Here is a 16,500-nt window from a genome sequence, read left to right on the forward strand (position 1 = left end):
TAAAAAATGGCATTCGGGAGGATTCACTAAAATGACGAACAAAGATGTAATGGCGCTAAATTTGCCGGTCGAGGGCGAGTTGAGCGAAGCGACGCAGGGATACTTTGCAAAGTGTGAGGAAAAAATAGGATTTATTCCAAATGTGCTGCGCGCCTACGCCTTCAACGACACAAAATTGCGCGCCTTCACCGACATGTATAACGATCTGATGCTGGGCCCCTCAAGCCTCTCCAAGCTGGAGCGGGAGATGATTGCCGTGGCCGTGTCGAGCGTGAACCGCTGCTTCTATTGCCTGGCTGCCCATGGCGCCGCCGTACGCCAGCTCTCCGGCGATCCGGTGCTCGGCGACATGCTGGTGATGAATTACCGGGTTGCGGATCTGACGGCAAAGCAGCGAGCCATGCTGGACTTCGCCGTGCATCTGACCGAACGCCCCGCCGAAGTGGTGGAAGCCGACCGGCAGGTGCTGAGAGATGCGGGCTTTACCGACCGGGACATCTGGGACATTGCCGCCCTTGCCGCCTTCTACAACATGTCGAACCGCATGGCGGCAGCCACCGAGATGCGGCCGAATGATGAGTATCACTCAATGGCCCGTTGAGAACGCCGACAGCGGCCAAGCCCCGCTTGCCCGTGACAGGCTGGCGGAATGTGTGTAAAACCCGCTCCATTCTTCTGTCCTTGCAAATGAGGGAGCGGGCGCAATGGTGGCGCGGATTTTCATTGATGGCGAAGCCGGCACGACGGGTCTGCAGATCCGCGAGCGTCTCGCTGTACGCCGCGACATCGAGCTGCTGTCCATCGCCCCGGAACAGCGCAAGGACATGTCCGCCCGCGCGGACATGCTGAACAGCGCCGATGTCGCCATCCTCTGCCTGCCCGACGATGCAGCGAAGGAAAGCGTGTCGCTGATCACCAACGGCACCACCCGCGTCATCGACGCCTCCACCGCCTATCGCGTGGCGGATGGCTGGACCTACGGCTTTGCCGAGATGGACAAGGGCCAGAGCGCGGCGATTGCCGCCGCCCGCTTTGTCACCAATCCCGGCTGCTGGCCGCAGGGCGTCATTGCCGCGCTGCGTCCGCTGGTGGCCGCCGGGCTCGTTCCGGCGGATTTCCCCGTCACGGTCAACGGCATCTCCGGCTATTCCGGCGGCGGCAAGTCGATGATTGCCGACTATGAGGCGCAGGGCGATGCGGCCAACGTGTTCCTGCCCTATGGGCTGGCGCTTGGCCACAAGCATCTGCCGGAGATGAAGACCTATTCGGGCCTTGCCGATGCGCCGCTGTTCGTTCCGGCGGTCGGCAACTACTACAAGGGCATGATCACCAGCGTGCCGCTCAATCTGGCGCGCCTGCCGAAGGTGCCCACCGGCGCTGAGCTGCATGCCGCCATTGCCGATCACTTTGCCGGTCAGGTGAAGGGTTTTGTCGAGGTCGCGCCGCTGTCGCCGCTCGACAGGGCGTCGGAGCTGAACCCGCAGGCCCTCAACGGCACCAACATGATGCGCGTCTATGTCTTCGCCAATGACGCGCGTGCGCAGGCCGTGGTCATCGCCGTCTATGACAATCTGGGCAAGGGCGCCTCGGGCGCTGCCGTCCAGAACCTCAACATCATGCTGGGCGCAGACCCAGCAGAAAGCCTTGCCGCCTGAGCGCGGCAGGGCACAAGAACAACAACATATTCAGAGAGCCTTTGGAGAGACCGCCTTGCAGAAGTTCACCTCCCTCACCGGTGTTGCGGCGCCCCTGCCGATCATCAACATCGACACCGACATGATCATCCCGAAGCAGTATCTGAAGACGATCAAGCGCACCGGCCTCGGCACCGCGCTGTTCTCGGAGCTGCGCTACAACGAGGATGGCTCGGACAACGCCGAATTCGTTCTGAACAAGCCGTCCTACAAGGGTGCGACGATCCTTGTGGCGGGCGACAACTTCGGCTGCGGCTCCTCGCGTGAGCATGCCCCCTGGGCCCTGCTCGATTTCGGCATCCGCTGCGTGATCTCCACCAGCTTTGCCGACATCTTCTACAACAACTGCTTCAAGAACGGCATCCTGCCGGTCGTCGTTACCCGCGAAGAGCTGGACAAGCTGCTGGATGACGCCTCGCGCGGCGCCAACTCCACCCTGACGGTGGATCTGGAGGCCCAGGAAATCCGCGGCCCGGATGGCGGCGTCATCTCCTTCGAGATCGACCCCTTCCGCAAGCACTGCCTGATGAACGGCCTCGACGACATCGGCCTGACCATGGAAAAGGCCCCGTCGATCGACCGTTTCGAAGGCGCCACCTCCGAAAGCCGCCCCTGGGCATAATCGCCCGCAGCATGGCAAGATGATCCGGAAGGCCGTCCGCAAGGGCGGCCTTTTGTCTTGCAGACCCTGCCTCTTTCACGCAGGCTTGAAAAATCCTGAAACGCAGACACCTCGTAAAGAGATACAAGGCTGCATCAGGATTTTCCGGAGCGATTGACGAAATGAACAATGTGTCAGGCCTCCGCCCGGTGGCGGCGTTTCTGCCCTGGACGGACCGGCAGGGGCGGCTGTCGGGTCTGAAGCTTGCGGTCTTCCTCATCGCCATCGCTCCGGCGCTCTGGTATCTCACCCGCACCGCCATGGGGCTGGTGCAGCCGGAACCGGCGCGCCAACTCGTCTTTGTCAGCGGTGACTGGGCCATGCGCTTTCTCGTGGCAACGCTGGCCGTCTCGCCGCTGCGGCGCATCAGCGGCTGGGGCAAGCTGGCAGGCATCCGCCGCATGCTGGGCCTGACGGCTCTGGCTTACGGGCTCGCCCACCTGACGCTCTATGTGATCCGTGAAAATCTCGACCTGTGGCGCGTCACATCGGAAATCGTGCTGCGCTTCTATCTCACCATCGGCTTTGCCGCGCTGGCGGCACTTGTGGCGCTGGGAGTGACCTCCACCGATGGCGCCATCCGCCGCATGGGACCACGCTGGCACAGGCTGCACAAGCTGGTCTATCCGGCGGCTGCGCTGGCCGCCTTTCATTATTTTCTGCAATCCAAATCGGATGTGAGCCAGGCCACCCTGCTGGCGGGGCTGTTCCTGCTGGTGATGATCTACCGGGGGGCCGCACGCCTGAAATTGCCGCTCGCCTCACCGCTGCTGCTGGCCGGGCTGGCCCTGCTGGCTGGCCTTGGGACGGCGGGCATCGAATATCTCTGGTATCACCTTGCCACGGGCGTTCCGGCGGAGCGGGTGTTCCTTGCCAATTTCAACTGGCAGCTCTTCACCATGCCCGCGCAGATCCGGCCGTCCTGGTGGGTGGTGCTGGCCGGCCTGTTGACCGCGCTGCTGCCGCTGATCAGCACAAGGCTGCTGCCGCAACCGGTGCGGCGGCGGAACTGAAAGCCTATTCGCCTTTCACGCGGGCCTTCAGCTCATCCATGATGGTGTTCAGTTCAGCCATTTTCTCGCCGATGGGGGCGAGACCGGCGACGGTGGTCTGGAAACGCGCGGCATAGCTGTCGAAGAGGCGGCGGGCGAGTTCGGGGAACTCCTGCACCATGCGCTTGAACAGGGCACGGCGGATGCGGATGACGCGCACCGGGCCGATGCAGACCGCACGGGCCGGGCGGCGGGTTTCCACCAGCATGGCGGTTTCGCCCAGCAGCACGCCGGGACCCGCCATTTCCACTTCCATGAAGCCGTGGGTGCTCTTGCGCTGCAGGCTGACGTTGCCCTTGGCAATGACGATGCCGCTGTCGGCCCGCTCGCCCTCGTCGAAGACAAAGGACCCGGAAATCAGGTCCATGCCCTCGGCGCTGAAGGCAAGCAGGCGCAACTGGTCGTCGGAGAAATCCGACAACATGGGAATCTGCCGAAGAATCGCGATGTCCTGAACGAGGCTCATGCCTCAGTGTTATGCCGCAAATGGCTCACGGCACAAGCTTATATCCACCGGCTTCCGTCACCAGAAGTTCGGCATTGGAGGGGTCACGCTCGATTTTCTGCCGCAGGCGGTAGATGTGGGTCTCCAGCGTGTGGGTGGTGACGCCGGAATTATAGCCCCAGACCTCATGCAGCAGCACGTCGCGGGTCACCGCCCGCTCGCCCGCCCGGTAGAGGAATTTCAGGATCGAGGTTTCCTTTTCCGTCAGCCGCACCTTGCTGCCGCGGTCATCCACCATCAGCTTGGCGGCGGGGCGGAAGGAATAGCGGCCGATGGTGAAGGTCGCGTCCTCGCTCTGCTCGTGCTGGCGCAGATGGGCGCGCACCCGGGCGAGCAGCACGGCGAACTTGAAGGGCTTGGGCACATAATCGTTGGCCCCGGCCTCAAGGCCAAGGATCGTGTCGCTGTCCGTGTCATGCCCGGTGAGCATGATCACCGGGGCCTTGAACCCGGCCTTGCGCAGAAGCTTCACCCCCTCACGCCCGTCGAGATCCGGCAGGCCCACATCCATCAGCAGCAGATCGACCTGCCCGGCCTTGGCAGCGGCAATGCCATCCGAGGCGGTGGAGGCCTGCTGCGTGGTGAATTCGTCATAGAGCGAGAACTGCTCGACCAGCGCCTCGCGCAGGTCATTGTCGTCATCCACGATGAGAATGGTGCGTGCGTTCATTTGCAGTCCTCGTTCCCTTGCAGCATTTTTGGCCGGATCGGTTGCGGCCCCTATGTGCTTTTCATGCAATGACGGATAGGTGGGAAAAAATCATCGTGATTTTTAGTCTCTGCCGTCAATTCTGCTTCACATCCACTTTACATCGGATTGATGGCACTGGATCAACGGTACGTTATGCAATTGGGACTGACCATGACCTCTCCTGCCTCCTCTGCGGACAAGCGACTCACCGTGCGTTCCCTGCCGGGCCATCCAACGCGCGGCACGCTGACGCTGGGAAGCCTGACCGTGCCCTGCGCTCTCGGCAAAGGGGGGCTGACGCTGCGCAAGCGCGAAGGCGACGGCGCAACGCCCATCGGCCGCTTTGCCGTGCTGGACGTGTTCTACCGGCCCGACCGGGGACGGCGGCCGGAGACGGCCCTGCCCGTCACGGCGCTGAGCCCGGACGATGGCTGGTGCGATGACCCGCGCCACCCGCGCTACAACGCCCCCGTCCGCCTGCCCTTTGCCGCCGGCCACGAGAAGATGTGGCGGCAGGACGGGGTCTATGACATCGTCGTGGTGCTGGATTACAACCTGACGCCCGCCGTCAAGGGAAAGGGCAGCGCCATCTTCTTCCACCTCGCCCGGCCCGGCTACACGCCGACCGAGGGCTGCGTGGCAGTGGCAGAACCTCACATGCGCCGCTTGCTGAAGGCCCTGCGCCCCGGCGCGGTGATGGACATCCGCCGTTAGGCCTGTTGGCCGAAGCTACAGGTCGAAACTCTGGCAATCCACCGCCATTTCCGCCATATAGGGGGAAACGGGGTCCGCTGACCCTGGACCTCCCGGCACAAACCTTCTGCAGCACGGCTTGCAGAACCTGACAGGCACAGCGCCGATGCGCAGACCGTTTTTGAAGATGAATGGCCTTGGCAACGATTTCGTTGTCTGGGATGCCCGCGAGGCACCGCTGCGGCTGAGCCCGGAGGTGATTGCCGCGCTGGGAGACCGTACGTCCGGCATCGGCTTTGACCAGATGATCACCGTCGAGCGCTCACCCTCCGGCGCAGATGCCTTCATGCGCATTCACAATTGCGACGGATCGGAAGTCTCTGCCTGCGGCAACGCCACCCGCTGCATCGGCCGCCTGCTGATGGAGGAAAAGGGCGTTGATGCGGTGAGCATCGAGACCCGCGCCGGGTTGCTGCTGGCCCGCAAGGTGGAAGACGGCCCGCGCTCCGTCACCGTCGACATGGGCGAGCCGCGCTTCAACTGGACCGAAATCCCGCTCGCCGAGGAATTTGCCGACACCCGCGCGGTGGAACTGCAGATCGGCCCGATTGATGATCCCATCCTGCACACGCCCGCCGTGGTCAGCATGGGCAATCCGCATGCGGTCTTCTGGGTGTCCGATGTGGACGCCTACGATCTTGGCCGCATCGGCCCGCTGCTGGAGCATCATCCGCTGTTCCCGGAAGGGGCAAATATTTCGCTGGCGCAGGTGATATCCCGCAAGGAAATCCGCGTGCGGGTGTGGGAGCGTGGCGCAGGCCTCACCCGCGCCTGCGGCACCGGCGCCTGTGCCGTCGCCGTGGCCGCTGCCCGTGACAACCGCGCGGACCGCACCTCCACCGTGCATCTGCCCGGCGGACCGCTGACGATCAGCTGGCGCGAGAGCGACAATCACGTGCTGATGACCGGCATGACGGAAGTTGAATACGAGGGTGAAGTGGACTTCGAGGCCATGACCTTTACCCGCACCGGACCGGGGGATGCAGAGCTGGATGCCGCTGCCCCCGCCATGGAGACCGCACTGTGAGCATTGATGTCGTCACCTTCGGCTGCCGGCTGAATTCCTATGAATCGGAAGTGATGAAGCGCGAGGCGGAAGCTGCGGGCCTCAAGGATGCCATCCTGATCAACACCTGCGCGGTCACTTCCGAAGCGGTGCGTCAGGCGCGTCAGGCCGTGCGCAAGGCCCGCCGCGACAATCCGGAAGCCAAGATCATCGTCACCGGCTGCGCCGCCCAGACCGAAACGGCCAAGTTCTCCGAAATGGAGGAAGTGGATCTGGTTCTGGGCAACTCGGAAAAGCTGGAGCGCGCCTCTTATGGCCGCATCGCCCAGTTTGGCCTTGATGCCAGCGAGAAGGTGCGCGTCAACGACATCATGAGCGTGCGCGAAACCGCCGGTCACCTGATCGACGGGCTGGAAGGCCGTGCCCGCGCCTTCGTGCAGGTGCAGAACGGCTGCGACCACCGCTGCACCTTCTGCATCATCCCCTATGGCCGGGGCAATTCGCGCTCCGTGCCCATGGGCGTCGTCGTTGATCAGGTGCGCCGCCTCGTGGAAAACGGCTACCGCGAAATCGTCATCACCGGGGTGGACATCACCTCCTATGGTTCGGATCTTCCCGGCACGCCGCGCCTTGGCTCGCTGGTGGCCAAGATCCTGAAGCTGGTGCCGGAGCTGAGGCGGCTGCGGCTGTCATCCATCGATTCCATCGAGGCCGATGACGAGCTGATGCGCGTCATTGCCGAAGACGAGCGGCTGATGCCGCATTTCCACCTGTCGCTGCAGGCAGGCGACGACATGATCCTGAAGCGCATGAAGCGGCGGCACCTGAGGGCCGACACCATCCGCTTCTGCGACGAGGTGCGGCGCCTGCGCCCGGATGTGGTCTTCGGCGCCGACATCATCGCCGGTTTCCCGACCGAGACGGAAGAGATGTTCGCCAACACGCTGGCGATTGTCGATGAATGCGGGCTGACGCATCTGCATGTCTTCCCCTTCTCGCCCCGTCCGGGCACTCCGGCCGCGCGCATGCCGCAGCTGGCCAAGGGCCTGATCAAGGAGCGCGCCGCCCGGCTGCGCCTTAAGGGCGAGGCGGCGCTTGCGGCTCATCTCAGCGCGGAAGTCGGCCTGCTGCGCCCCATTCTGCTGGAGCGCGAGGGACTGGGGCGGACCGAGCAGTTCACACAGGTGGAGGTGGATGGCGGCGAGGCCGGGCAGATCATCGAAACCCGCATCACCGGCCACACCGGGCGCCATCTTCTCGGCGCGCTTCTTTCACAGGCCGCCTGAGGGCGGGATAGACTTCAGCGGCAGGACAGGTTCATGAGCGAGAAGAAGCGCGGCTTTCTGGGCCGTTTGTTCGGCGGCAAGGACAGCGCCGGCACGGCTGCCGGAGAGCTGAAGCCGGAAACGGAAATCCTGGCAGGCGAGGATACCGCCGCACCAGCCCCTGAGGCTGAGCCGGAAGCCGCTGCCGAAGTGACCGTTGAGGCGGCTAGTCCTGAAGAACAGCCGGAACCTGAGGCAGCAGCGGCAGCAGAGCCTGAACTGGTGGATGAGCTTGAGGATGAGCCGGCGGAAGAGGCAGCGCCCTCCGCTCCCGTCCCCGCTCCTGCGCCGGTTGCCATGACCGAGCCGCAGGAAAAGCTGTCCTGGTTCCAGCGCCTGCGCAAGGGCCTCGCCCGCTCGTCTTCGGCGCTGACCGAAGGCATTTCGGCGATCTTCACCAAGCGCAAGCTGGATGCGGGGATGCTGGAGGATCTGGAGGACATTCTCCTTCAGGCGGATCTGGGTCTCGAGACGGCCGGCGCCATCACGGAGCGCCTGTCGGAAGGGCGCTTCGACAAGGAAATCTCGCCGGAGGAAGTCCGCAAGATTCTGGCCGAAGAGGTGCGCAAGGTGCTGGAGCCTGCCGCCCGACCGCTGGACCTTGACCGGGGCCACCGCCCGCATGTGGTGCTGATGGTGGGCGTCAACGGCACCGGCAAGACCACGACCATCGGCAAGCTGGCAGCCAAGCTCTCCGCCGAAGGCAAGACGGTGATGCTGGCGGCGGGCGACACGTTCCGCGCCGCCGCCGTCGAACAGCTGAAGATCTGGGGCCAGCGCACCGGCGCCGAAGTGGTGGCCCGGGAAGCAGGCGCGGATGCCGCCGGACTTGCCTTTGATGCCCTGCAGGCAGCGAAGGACAAGGGCGTGGACGTGCTGCTGATCGACACCGCCGGCCGGCTGCAGAACAAGGCCGAATTGATGGCGGAACTGGAAAAGGTGGTCCGCGTCATCCGCAAGCAGACCCCCGATGCCCCGCATGACGTGATCCTGACGCTGGACGCCACCACGGGCCAGAACGCCATGAACCAGGTCGAAATCTTCGGCAAGGTGGCCGGCGTCACCGGCCTCGTCATGACCAAGCTGGACGGCACCGCCCGCGGCGGCATCCTCGTCGCCATCGCCGCAAGGCACAAGCTGCCGGTGCATTTCATCGGCGTCGGCGAAGGCATCGACGATCTCGAGCCCTTCTCCGCCGAAGACTTTGCCGAGGCGATTGCCGGACTGGCGCGGTAGGGACCGAAGTTTGACCGCTTCGGCACGGCCTCTCCACCCCTCTCCCTTGTGGCTACCGGATTCACACATCAGGTTCGGACACTGCCCGCAATGATGCATCTGATTTGTGGCAGGGCCTCGCCGCCCCCCTCCCCCTCGTGGGGAGGGGTAAGGGGTGGGGGGCTCTGAGCCTGCAAGGGTTTGAAAAGCAGAACTTTTCCTGAAGAGGCTGGCGAGGAGAAACTATCTGTAATCAATGGATACTCTGCCAGCCGGAAAGGCCCTCCCCCCCACCCCTAACCCCTCCCCACCAGGGGGAGGGGAGCTGAAACGCCTTGCCAAAGGAGCAAAACCGCCACCAGCTGCCATGCTGCGAACGGCTTCAGGCATAATGTTTGAAGCCAGCTCCTCAAGGCGGAAAGCCCCTGAGCCTCCCACCCCTCACGTCGCTACGTTGACGGCGTGATGCTCGATCTGGCCGCCGTGGTCCTCGTAGGCGTGGCGGACGACGGCGGGGGGCTGATGGTCGCGGGTGGCGCGCTGCGGCAGGGAGCGGCTAGCCGAAAGGGCGCTATGCGGCCCGGCCGGCTGGCGCAGAGCCCGTTCGGCAGCGGCCCTGTAGGCGGCAATGCCATCCAGCGTATGGCTGACTTCCTGATTTGTCTCGACCAGAACGGCCGGTTCCTCGGCCTGCGGTTCGGCACTGGCGCCAGCCGGCAGATTGCCTTCGCCCGTCAGAGCCTCTTCAAAACCCTCGCCAGACGGCTGCTCGCCAGACTGCTGGTCGTTGTGCTGCTCGTGTTCCCGCTCGCGGCGGCGCTGATCGCTATGCTCCGTGGCATGAACGATACCGGATGGCGGTAATACCCGTTCCAATCCTGATGACATGGGGCCCTCCTGGCCTTTCTGCTGCCTGTGGCGGCCTGCCGGGCCTTCTGGCCCTCCGTCTCTGCCCCTTTTCAGCGGGGCATGGCCGAATCATCTCAACAAAGAGTTAACGATTCTTTACGCAAGGTAAACGGCAAAAACCGGGCGCTTTGCCCTTCCCTTTTGCAGAACTGCTGCTAAAAGGCCCCGTTCGCCCTTCGGGCGGTCAACCGGTCGCAGCCTACCCGGTTCTAGCGAAAACAAGGGACACATCTTTGAAAACGCTTGTCGTCTGTTCCGGCGGAATGGATTCCGTCACCCTTGCGCACAAGGTTGCGCAAGAACACGAGCTGATCGGGCTCGTTTCCTTCAACTACGGCCAGAGGCACCTCAAGGAGCTGGATTTTGCCAGAGCCTGTGCGGAGGATCTGGGCGTCGAGCACATCGTCATCGACATTTCCGGCATCGGCCGCCAGCTGTCCGGCTCGGCCCTGACGGATGACGTGGCCGTTCCCGATGGCCACTATGCCGAAGAAACCATGCGCATCACCGTGGTGCCGAACCGCAATGCCATCATGCTGGCCATTGCCTTCGGCATTGCCGCCGCGCGCGGGGCCGAGGCGGTGGCAACTGCCGTCCACGGCGGCGATCACTTCATCTATCCCGACTGCCGCCCCGGCTTTACCGAGGCCTTCGAGACCATGCAGCGCCAGGCGCTGGCGGGTGTCGCGGATGTGCGGCTCTACACGCCCTATGTCCACACGGACAAGGCCGCCATTGCGGCTGAAGGCGTGCGTCTTGGCGTCGACTACACCCGCTCCTGGTCCTGCTACAAGGGCGGGGAGATCCACTGCGGGCGTTGCGGCACCTGCGTGGAGCGGCGCGAGGCCTTCCATATGGCGGGTGCGGAAGATCCCACCACCTATGCCGACCCGGATTTCTGGAAGGAGGCCTGCGGTGTTTAGGATCGCCAAGGAGTTTCACTTCTCCGCCTCCCACCAGATCTTCGGCCTGCCCGATGACCACCCTTGCGCCCGGCTGCATGGGCACAATTATGTGGTCGAGGTGGAGCTGATGTCCGAGACGCTGGACAGCGTTGGCTTCGTGCGGGACTACCGGGAGCTTGGCCCCTTCAAGGCCTGGCTCGATGACACTCTCGACCACCGCCACCTCAATGATGTGCTGGGCAACGACAATGTCACCGCCGAGCGCATGGCCCGGCTCTTCTACGACTGGTGCAAGGCGCGCTGGCCGGAGGTGAGCGCGGTGCGCGTGCGCGAGACCCCCAAGACCATGGCCGAATACCGCCCGAAAGGCAGCTGCGGCTGCGGGTGCGGCGCATGAGCGGCGAGACCCTGCGCATCAGCGAAATCTTCGGCCCCACCATTCAGGGCGAAGGCGCGCTGATCGGCATGGCCACCGTCTTCGTGCGCACCGGCGGCTGCGATTTCCGCTGCTCCTGGTGCGACACGCTGCATGCGGTGGACAGCGCCTACCGGGACACCTGGACGCCCATGAGCGCGGACGCCGTGATGGACGAGGTGCGGCGCCTGTCCGGCGGCGAGCCGCTGATGGTCACCGTTTCGGGCGGCAACCCGGCCATCCAGCCGCTGGGCCGGCTGATTGAGCTGGGCAAGCGCGAGGGCTACCGTTTCGCACTGGAAACGCAGGGCAGCCTGTCGCGGGACTGGTTTGCAGGCCTTGACGTCCTCAGCCTCAGCCCCAAGCCGCCGTCCAGCGGCATGGCGTTTGACCGCAAGGCACTGGCCGATGCGGTGGCCGCCGCTGGCCCCAATACGGCGATTGCGCTGAAATTCGTCGTCTTTGACGAAGCAGATTACGGCTTTGCCAGAGAGGTGGCGCGCGCCTATCCGCATCTGCCGGTCTATCTGCAGCCCGGCAACCACACACCGCCGCCTGCCGGTCAGGAGGATGCGGTGATCGACATACCCGGCATCATGGCGCGGCTGCGCTGGCTGATCGACCGGGCCGCCAATGACCGCTGGTTCGAGGCCAGCATCCTGCCGCAACTTCATACCCTCATCTGGGGCAACCTTCGCGGAGTGTGACCATGAGTGACAAGACCATCTATCAGAACCTGACCCAGCTCGGGTCGTCCACCGCCCTGCCCCAGAAGCCGGAAGACGCCGTGCTGGAGCGCGTGCCCAATCCGCAGGCGGGCACCGGCTACATGGTGCGTTTCGTGGCGCCCGAGTTTACCTCGCTCTGCCCGATCACCGGTGCACCGGATTTCGCCCATCTGGTCATCGACTATGTGCCCGGTGACTGGCTGGTGGAAAGCAAGTCGCTGAAACTCTTCCTCGGCTCGTTCCGCAACCATGGCGCCTTCCACGAGGATTGCACCGTGTCGATAGGCAAGCGGCTGGTGGACTTCCTCTCACCGCAGTGGCTGCGCATCGGCGGCTACTGGTATCCGCGCGGCGGCATCCCGATTGATGTGTTCTACCAGACCGGCCCGGCACCTGAGGGTGTGTGGATCCCCGATCAGGGCGTGCAGCCCTACCGCGGACGGGGGTGATTCCACCCCTACCTCCGTCATGCCATGACTTGATCATGGCATCCACGCCGTTGCGCTCCTGAACTGGAAATAACCAAGATAATAGAACGGCTTATCAAAGCAACCACTGCGCGGGCAGGCCAGGGAATGGATGCCATGATCAAGTCATGGCATGACGAATACGGAGAGGGCGGCGAAAATTTCGGACCATTACCCCCGTCTCTTCCCCCGTTCCGCCGCTCCAAACCCGTCAGCGCCACCACGGGCAACAAGGGCTTCGCCCACGTGGTCGGCCATGGCGAGGGCCTGAAGGGCAAAGGGAGCAAGAAGCCGCCAGCTGCTGCGCTTGCCCGTGCGGGCCTGATAGGCTTCCCGCTGGGCAGCGCTCAGCGCCAGCAGCACCGGCACGAAGCGCAGAACCAGCGTGACGGCCAGCGCCGGGCGGCGCGGCGAGATGCCGATGAAGGTCAGCGGCCGGAACAGGGGCGCAACCGCCTCCAGCATGTCATCCATACGCGTTGTCATGGTGACGAGATTGGCCAGCATCACCAGCAGCAAGAGCCGCAAAAGCACGATGACGCCGCCCATGAGCGAGCCGGACAGCCAGTGCAGCGCCAGCAGCACGGCAAACAGCGGCAGCAGCGGGCGCAGGAGCGAGAGCTGCTTCAGCGCGGTCCGGCCCAGCGCCGCATAGACGGCCAGCACCGCGCAGCCGCCAGCCGCGAGAACAACGGCATTGTCCACGGGGAAGAACATCAGGCTGGCGGCGGCCAGTCCGATGAGTTTCGCGCCAGCAGGCAGGCGGTGGAGAAGGCTGGTTCCGGGCAGGTAAAGCGAGATCACGCGTGCCTCACAACAGGCCGGAGACGGCGGCGCGCCGCTCGATATCATCCACATAGGCGGGCAGCACCGCGCCGGGCTCACCGTCCATGCGGATCTGGCCGTCCTGCAGCCACAGCACCCGGTCGAAATCGCGGATCAGTTCCAGATCATGGCTGACCATGATCAGCTTCTGCTCCAGCCCCCGGATCAGCGACATGATCTGACGGGTGGCGAGGCCATCGAGGCTGGAAAAGGGCTCGTCAAAGACGATCAGCCCCGGCTGCATCACCAGCACCGCCAGAATGCAGATGAGCTGCTTCTGCCCCTCGGACAGATCGAGGAAAGGCCGCTCCGCCAGATGGGCGCAGCCATGGGCCTCCAGAAAGCGCCGGGCATTGAGCCGGGCGTCCTGCCGGGGCTGGCCAAGCTGGGTCAGGCCGAAGACGATCTCCTCCTCCACCGTCGGGAAGATCGCCTGATGGTCCGGGTTCTGGAAGACAAAGCCCACATGGCGCGGCAGGTTCGCCCGCGCCTGCCGCGTGTCCGCGCCGTAGATCTGCAAGCTGCCGCTGTCCGGCAGCAGCAGGCCGTTAAGCAGGCGCACGAAACTGCTCTTGCCAGACCCATTGAGCCCGATCAGCGCAATCCGCCGCTCGCTCAAGGTGAGATTCAGCCCGTCCAGCACGGTCTTGTCCCCGCGCTTTAGGCTCACCTGATCAAACACGGCATAGTCGGCCCGGCGCGGGTCGCAAGCCGTCTCCGTCTTGCCGCTGCCGGGTTTGAGGCGCCAAAAGGCCATGGGCGGTGATCCGTTCCCTCTGTTGCGGCCTGCATATTCCCCGCCGCTGCGGCAATGTCAAAGGCTGATGCCAGTTCCAGCTTCTAAAGCGGCTGGCTGTCGCGGCCCTCGCGGGCGGCCTTATACCAGGCCCAGAACAGGCGGGCGGCGACACCGCGCCAGGGAGCCCAGGCTTCCGCCAGCTCATCCAGCGCACGGGGGCTGGGGCGGTCCGGCAGAGCAAAGGCATCGCGCACCGCATTCTGCAGGGCAATGTCGCCGCTGGGGAAGATATCCGGATGGCCGGCGCAGAAAAGCAGATAGATATCCGCCGTCCAGCGGCCGATTCCCTTGACCTGGCACAGCTCTTCCCGCGCCACATCGGCCGGAACACTGGCCAGTGCCTGAAGATCCAGCCCGCCACCGACGGCATCCGCCAGCGCCCGAACGGCGCGGATCTTGGGCCGGGACAGCCCAGCGCCGCCCAGCGCCTCCTCTGTGTGGGACAGCAAAACATGCGCTTCCAGCGGATCAACGAGAGCAGCGAGCCTTGCGCCGATGGCATTGGCACTGGCAACGGACACCTGCTGCGAGATGATGATCTGTACCAATGCTGCAAAGCTTGGCGGCCTGCGGCGCAGGGGCACTTCGCCAGCAAAGGAAATCACGGCGGGCAGGCGCGGATCGGCGGCGGCAAGGGCTGCAAGGCCAGCAGCGATATGCTCCGGCGTTTCGATGATCATGCTCATGGCTTCGTTCCTGCCCTGATCCCTCGTGTCAGCGCGTCGAAGATCCTTGCATAGATTTCTTCCACGCGCTGCGCCTCCTGCGGGCCGAGCCGGTGAAAATGGCTGAGGCCCGGCGCCGCATTCACCTCAAGAATGGCATAGGAGCCGGAAGATGAGGAGATATCCGGGCAGAGGAGATCAAGACCATAGAGCCGCAAGCCCACGGCCTCGCCCGCCTTGCGGGCTATCTCAGAAAAATACGGGCTGATCGCACCGGTCACATCCACTGCACTGCCGCCGGAAGAAAGGTTCGCGTTGGGCAGAAGCGCCACGGCTGCGCCGGCTTCCGGCACGTGGGTGAGATCGAGGCCGCAGGTCGCGAGAAAGGCGAGAATGCGCGGATCATCCGCCGCAATCTTCGAGCCCTTGCCGCCCGCGGCAAAGCCCTGCGTTGCCCGCGTGATCAGTGCCCGGAGGGAAGAAACGCCATCGCCGGTTACCGAGAAGGGCCGCCGCTCGAAGACGGCCAGCACCTCCCCATCCAGAACCAGCACCCGGTAGTCGCGTCCCCTCACCTCTTCCTGCACCAGAATCCGGTCATAGGACGCGCCCAGAACGGTCAGCGCGGAGGAAAGCTCCTGTTCGTCCTGCACCCGCAGGATGCCGCGCCCTTCCGAATCATCATTCGGCTTCACGAACAGCGGAAAGCCCGTCTCACGGGCAAAGGCGAGCGCTTGCGTCTCCCCGTTCAGCCTTGCGGCAACGGCCGGGTTTTTCACCTCGATGTCGCGGATGAAACGCTGCGAACTGATCAGCACTCCGCGCGGCACACGGAGGCCGGCCGCCTCCAGAAAGAAGGCGCCATAGGCCTTGTCGCGGGCGATGGCGGAGGCGGCGGCGGGATTGAGATCAAAGCCCGCCCCCTTGAAGAAGGCGCGGCGCCCGCCCGGTGCCTCCACGTAGCCAGCATATCCGTAGGCGGGTTCGGCAAAAACGGTCAGCCCATGCTCTGCCGCATGGCGCCGCAGAAGCACCAGCGCCAGAGGCTCACGGCGGGAAGGATCGGAAGTCATGCTGCGGCGGCGCCCTGAAGCGGGCAGCCGCTGCGCGCGGCCGGATCAGTTCCGGCTCTGGCGGGCGGCTGCCAGATAGTCGATGACGAAGAGCTTCGGATTCGAAGGCCCGTTCGCGGTCACATTATAGATTGCCACCGACGTGTCCATGCCTTGCGAATCCGTCACGGTCCACTGCTTCAGATCGAAGGTCTGGGCATCGAAGATCAGCGTCAGCTTGCCAGAATTGAAGGTGGTGCGGTCCTCGACCACAACAGTCACGAGATCGGGCTCCACCACCACGCCCACCACATTGGTGTCCTTGGTCAGGTCGATCTGCTCGGCCAGCAGGAAGCGCAGCGGCGTTTCATTCAGCGGCCAGATGTCCTGCGTCTGCACCTTGCGGTCCAGCACGGAAACCGACTTGCCATCGGCGATGATGTCAAGCTGTGCGGGCGGGTTGTAGTAGAAGCGGATCTTGCCCGGACGCTCCAGATAGAACTTGCCTTCCACCTGCCCGCCCTCGGGGCCGAACTGCACGAAATCGCCATGCATGGTCCGCACCGAGTTGAAGTAGGTGTTGACCTCGTTCAGCGTTTCCTGGTCCTGCGGGCTCAAGGGCGCCTTCTGCTGCGCGGCGGCAGGCGACAGGGCGGCTGCCACGCTCAGCATGATGGCCGCAGTCCAGGACAGGAAGCGATGCGAACAGTTGGGCTTCATGGTATGTTCAGGGCTCCTTCGAGGCGGCCCGGCAGACACCCCGCGGCCGCTTCCCTCAATGTCTGATAGCCGTTCTAGTTCCCGCTTGTGGCAAGGTTGCGGCGGACGGGGCG

At 64.4% G+C, this 16,500-nt stretch carries 20 protein-coding genes; 12 read left to right on the forward strand and 8 right to left on the reverse strand.

Translation table 11 applies throughout. From position 1 onward, the window contains the following. Nucleotides 1-31 precede the first annotated feature (31 nt). The 4 genes from ACVNHC_RS23705 to ACVNHC_RS23720 all read left to right on the forward strand — a co-directional run bounded on the left by ACVNHC_RS23705 (nucleotide 32) and on the right by ACVNHC_RS23720 (nucleotide 3,368). Nucleotides 32-601, forward strand: coding sequence for a peroxidase-related enzyme (locus tag ACVNHC_RS23705; RefSeq protein WP_374630728.1), 570 nt, complete (start codon nucleotides 32-34; stop codon nucleotides 599-601). A 103-nt stretch (nucleotides 602-704) separates the two neighbouring features. Further along, nucleotides 705-1,655, forward strand: a complete 951-nt coding sequence (argC, locus tag ACVNHC_RS23710; RefSeq protein WP_122522622.1) for an N-acetyl-gamma-glutamyl-phosphate reductase — start codon at nucleotides 705-707, stop codon at nucleotides 1,653-1,655. Between the two features lie 55 nt (nucleotides 1,656-1,710). Then, the gene (gene leuD / locus ACVNHC_RS23715) at nucleotides 1,711-2,316 is read left to right on the forward strand and encodes a 3-isopropylmalate dehydratase small subunit (RefSeq protein ID WP_123195458.1); all 606 of its coding nucleotides are present in this window, start codon (nucleotides 1,711-1,713) and stop codon (nucleotides 2,314-2,316) included. A 161-nt stretch (nucleotides 2,317-2,477) separates the two neighbouring features. Further along, complete coding sequence (locus tag ACVNHC_RS23720) at nucleotides 2,478-3,368, forward strand: sulfite oxidase heme-binding subunit YedZ (RefSeq protein WP_457169803.1); 891 nt, start codon at nucleotides 2,478-2,480, stop codon at nucleotides 3,366-3,368. Between the two features lie 4 nt (nucleotides 3,369-3,372). On the opposite strand, the gene ACVNHC_RS23725 is transcribed toward ACVNHC_RS23720, so the two are convergent. Both ACVNHC_RS23725 and ACVNHC_RS23730 read right to left on the reverse strand, forming a co-directional pair. Then, a complete protein-coding gene (locus ACVNHC_RS23725; RefSeq protein WP_208982748.1) occupies nucleotides 3,373-3,831 on the reverse strand; it encodes a Crp/Fnr family transcriptional regulator in 459 nt (152 codons plus the stop codon). 67 nt (nucleotides 3,832-3,898) lie between these two features. Further along, the gene (locus ACVNHC_RS23730) at nucleotides 3,899-4,582 is read right to left on the reverse strand and encodes a response regulator transcription factor (RefSeq protein WP_050474100.1); all 684 of its coding nucleotides are present in this window, start codon (nucleotides 4,580-4,582) and stop codon (nucleotides 3,899-3,901) included. Between the two features lie 192 nt (nucleotides 4,583-4,774). Between ACVNHC_RS23730 and ACVNHC_RS23735 the strand changes: the two genes are divergently transcribed. From ACVNHC_RS23735 to ftsY, 4 genes are all read left to right on the forward strand, one after another. Next, nucleotides 4,775-5,317, forward strand: coding sequence for a L,D-transpeptidase family protein (locus ACVNHC_RS23735; RefSeq protein ID WP_457169804.1), 543 nt, complete (start codon nucleotides 4,775-4,777; stop codon nucleotides 5,315-5,317). Nucleotides 5,318-5,462: 145 nt separating this feature from the next. Further along, a complete protein-coding gene (gene dapF / locus ACVNHC_RS23740) occupies nucleotides 5,463-6,383 on the forward strand; it encodes a diaminopimelate epimerase (RefSeq protein WP_374630738.1) in 921 nt (306 codons plus the stop codon). Next, complete coding sequence (mtaB, locus tag ACVNHC_RS23745; protein ID WP_119396694.1) at nucleotides 6,380-7,648, forward strand: tRNA (N(6)-L-threonylcarbamoyladenosine(37)-C(2))-methylthiotransferase MtaB; 1,269 nt, start codon at nucleotides 6,380-6,382, stop codon at nucleotides 7,646-7,648. Before dapF ends, mtaB begins: the two co-directional genes overlap by 4 nt. A gap of 33 nt (nucleotides 7,649-7,681) precedes the next feature. After that, nucleotides 7,682-8,923 carry a signal recognition particle-docking protein FtsY gene (gene ftsY / locus ACVNHC_RS23750; protein ID WP_457169805.1) on the forward strand — a complete coding sequence of 414 codons (1,242 nt, stop codon included), beginning with the start codon at nucleotides 7,682-7,684 and terminating at the stop codon, nucleotides 8,921-8,923. Nucleotides 8,924-9,343: 420 nt separating this feature from the next. On the opposite strand, the gene ACVNHC_RS23755 is transcribed toward ftsY, so the two are convergent. After that, complete coding sequence (locus ACVNHC_RS23755) at nucleotides 9,344-9,790, reverse strand: hypothetical protein (RefSeq protein ID WP_457169806.1); 447 nt, start codon at nucleotides 9,788-9,790, stop codon at nucleotides 9,344-9,346. Between the two features lie 254 nt (nucleotides 9,791-10,044). On the opposite strand from ACVNHC_RS23755, the gene queC reads away from it, so the two are divergent. The 4 genes from queC to queF are packed head-to-tail and all read left to right on the forward strand — an operon-like array spanning nucleotide 10,045 to nucleotide 12,308. Then, a complete protein-coding gene (gene queC / locus ACVNHC_RS23760; protein WP_082206059.1) occupies nucleotides 10,045-10,734 on the forward strand; it encodes a 7-cyano-7-deazaguanine synthase QueC in 690 nt (229 codons plus the stop codon). Then, nucleotides 10,727-11,113, forward strand: a complete 387-nt coding sequence (gene queD / locus ACVNHC_RS23765; RefSeq protein WP_123195467.1) for a 6-carboxytetrahydropterin synthase QueD — start codon at nucleotides 10,727-10,729, stop codon at nucleotides 11,111-11,113. The genes queC and queD overlap by 8 nt, the downstream gene beginning before the upstream one ends. After that, nucleotides 11,110-11,838 (forward strand): 7-carboxy-7-deazaguanine synthase QueE, encoded by a 729-nt coding sequence (queE, locus tag ACVNHC_RS23770; protein ID WP_457169807.1) that lies wholly within the window; start codon nucleotides 11,110-11,112, stop codon nucleotides 11,836-11,838. Before queD ends, queE begins: the two co-directional genes overlap by 4 nt. Nucleotides 11,839-11,840: 2 nt before the next feature. Next, nucleotides 11,841-12,308, forward strand: coding sequence for a preQ(1) synthase (queF, locus tag ACVNHC_RS23775; protein WP_122522595.1), 468 nt, complete (start codon nucleotides 11,841-11,843; stop codon nucleotides 12,306-12,308). Nucleotides 12,309-12,497: 189 nt separating this feature from the next. Here queF and ACVNHC_RS23780 read toward each other — a convergent pair whose 3' ends face one another. The 5 genes from ACVNHC_RS23780 to ACVNHC_RS23800 form a co-directional block, all read right to left on the reverse strand. Further along, nucleotides 12,498-13,130 (reverse strand): CbiQ family ECF transporter T component, encoded by a 633-nt coding sequence (locus ACVNHC_RS23780; protein WP_457169808.1) that lies wholly within the window; start codon nucleotides 13,128-13,130, stop codon nucleotides 12,498-12,500. A 7-nt stretch (nucleotides 13,131-13,137) separates the two neighbouring features. Further along, nucleotides 13,138-13,908: an energy-coupling factor ABC transporter ATP-binding protein gene (locus ACVNHC_RS23785; protein ID WP_457169809.1), complete on the reverse strand. Its 771-nt coding sequence runs from the start codon at nucleotides 13,906-13,908 to the stop codon at nucleotides 13,138-13,140. 83 nt (nucleotides 13,909-13,991) lie between these two features. Further along, nucleotides 13,992-14,636, reverse strand: a complete 645-nt coding sequence (locus ACVNHC_RS23790; RefSeq protein WP_457169810.1) for a DNA-3-methyladenine glycosylase family protein — start codon at nucleotides 14,634-14,636, stop codon at nucleotides 13,992-13,994. Then, nucleotides 14,633-15,688: an ATP-dependent carboxylate-amine ligase gene (locus ACVNHC_RS23795; RefSeq protein ID WP_457169811.1), complete on the reverse strand. Its 1,056-nt coding sequence runs from the start codon at nucleotides 15,686-15,688 to the stop codon at nucleotides 14,633-14,635. Before ACVNHC_RS23795 ends, ACVNHC_RS23790 begins: the two co-directional genes overlap by 4 nt. Nucleotides 15,689-15,733: 45 nt before the next feature. Beyond that, nucleotides 15,734-16,387: an outer-membrane lipoprotein carrier protein LolA gene (locus tag ACVNHC_RS23800; protein ID WP_058898462.1), complete on the reverse strand. Its 654-nt coding sequence runs from the start codon at nucleotides 16,385-16,387 to the stop codon at nucleotides 15,734-15,736. Nucleotides 16,388-16,500 lie beyond the last annotated feature (113 nt).

This window comes from Pannonibacter sp. Q-1, assembly GCF_054073275.1.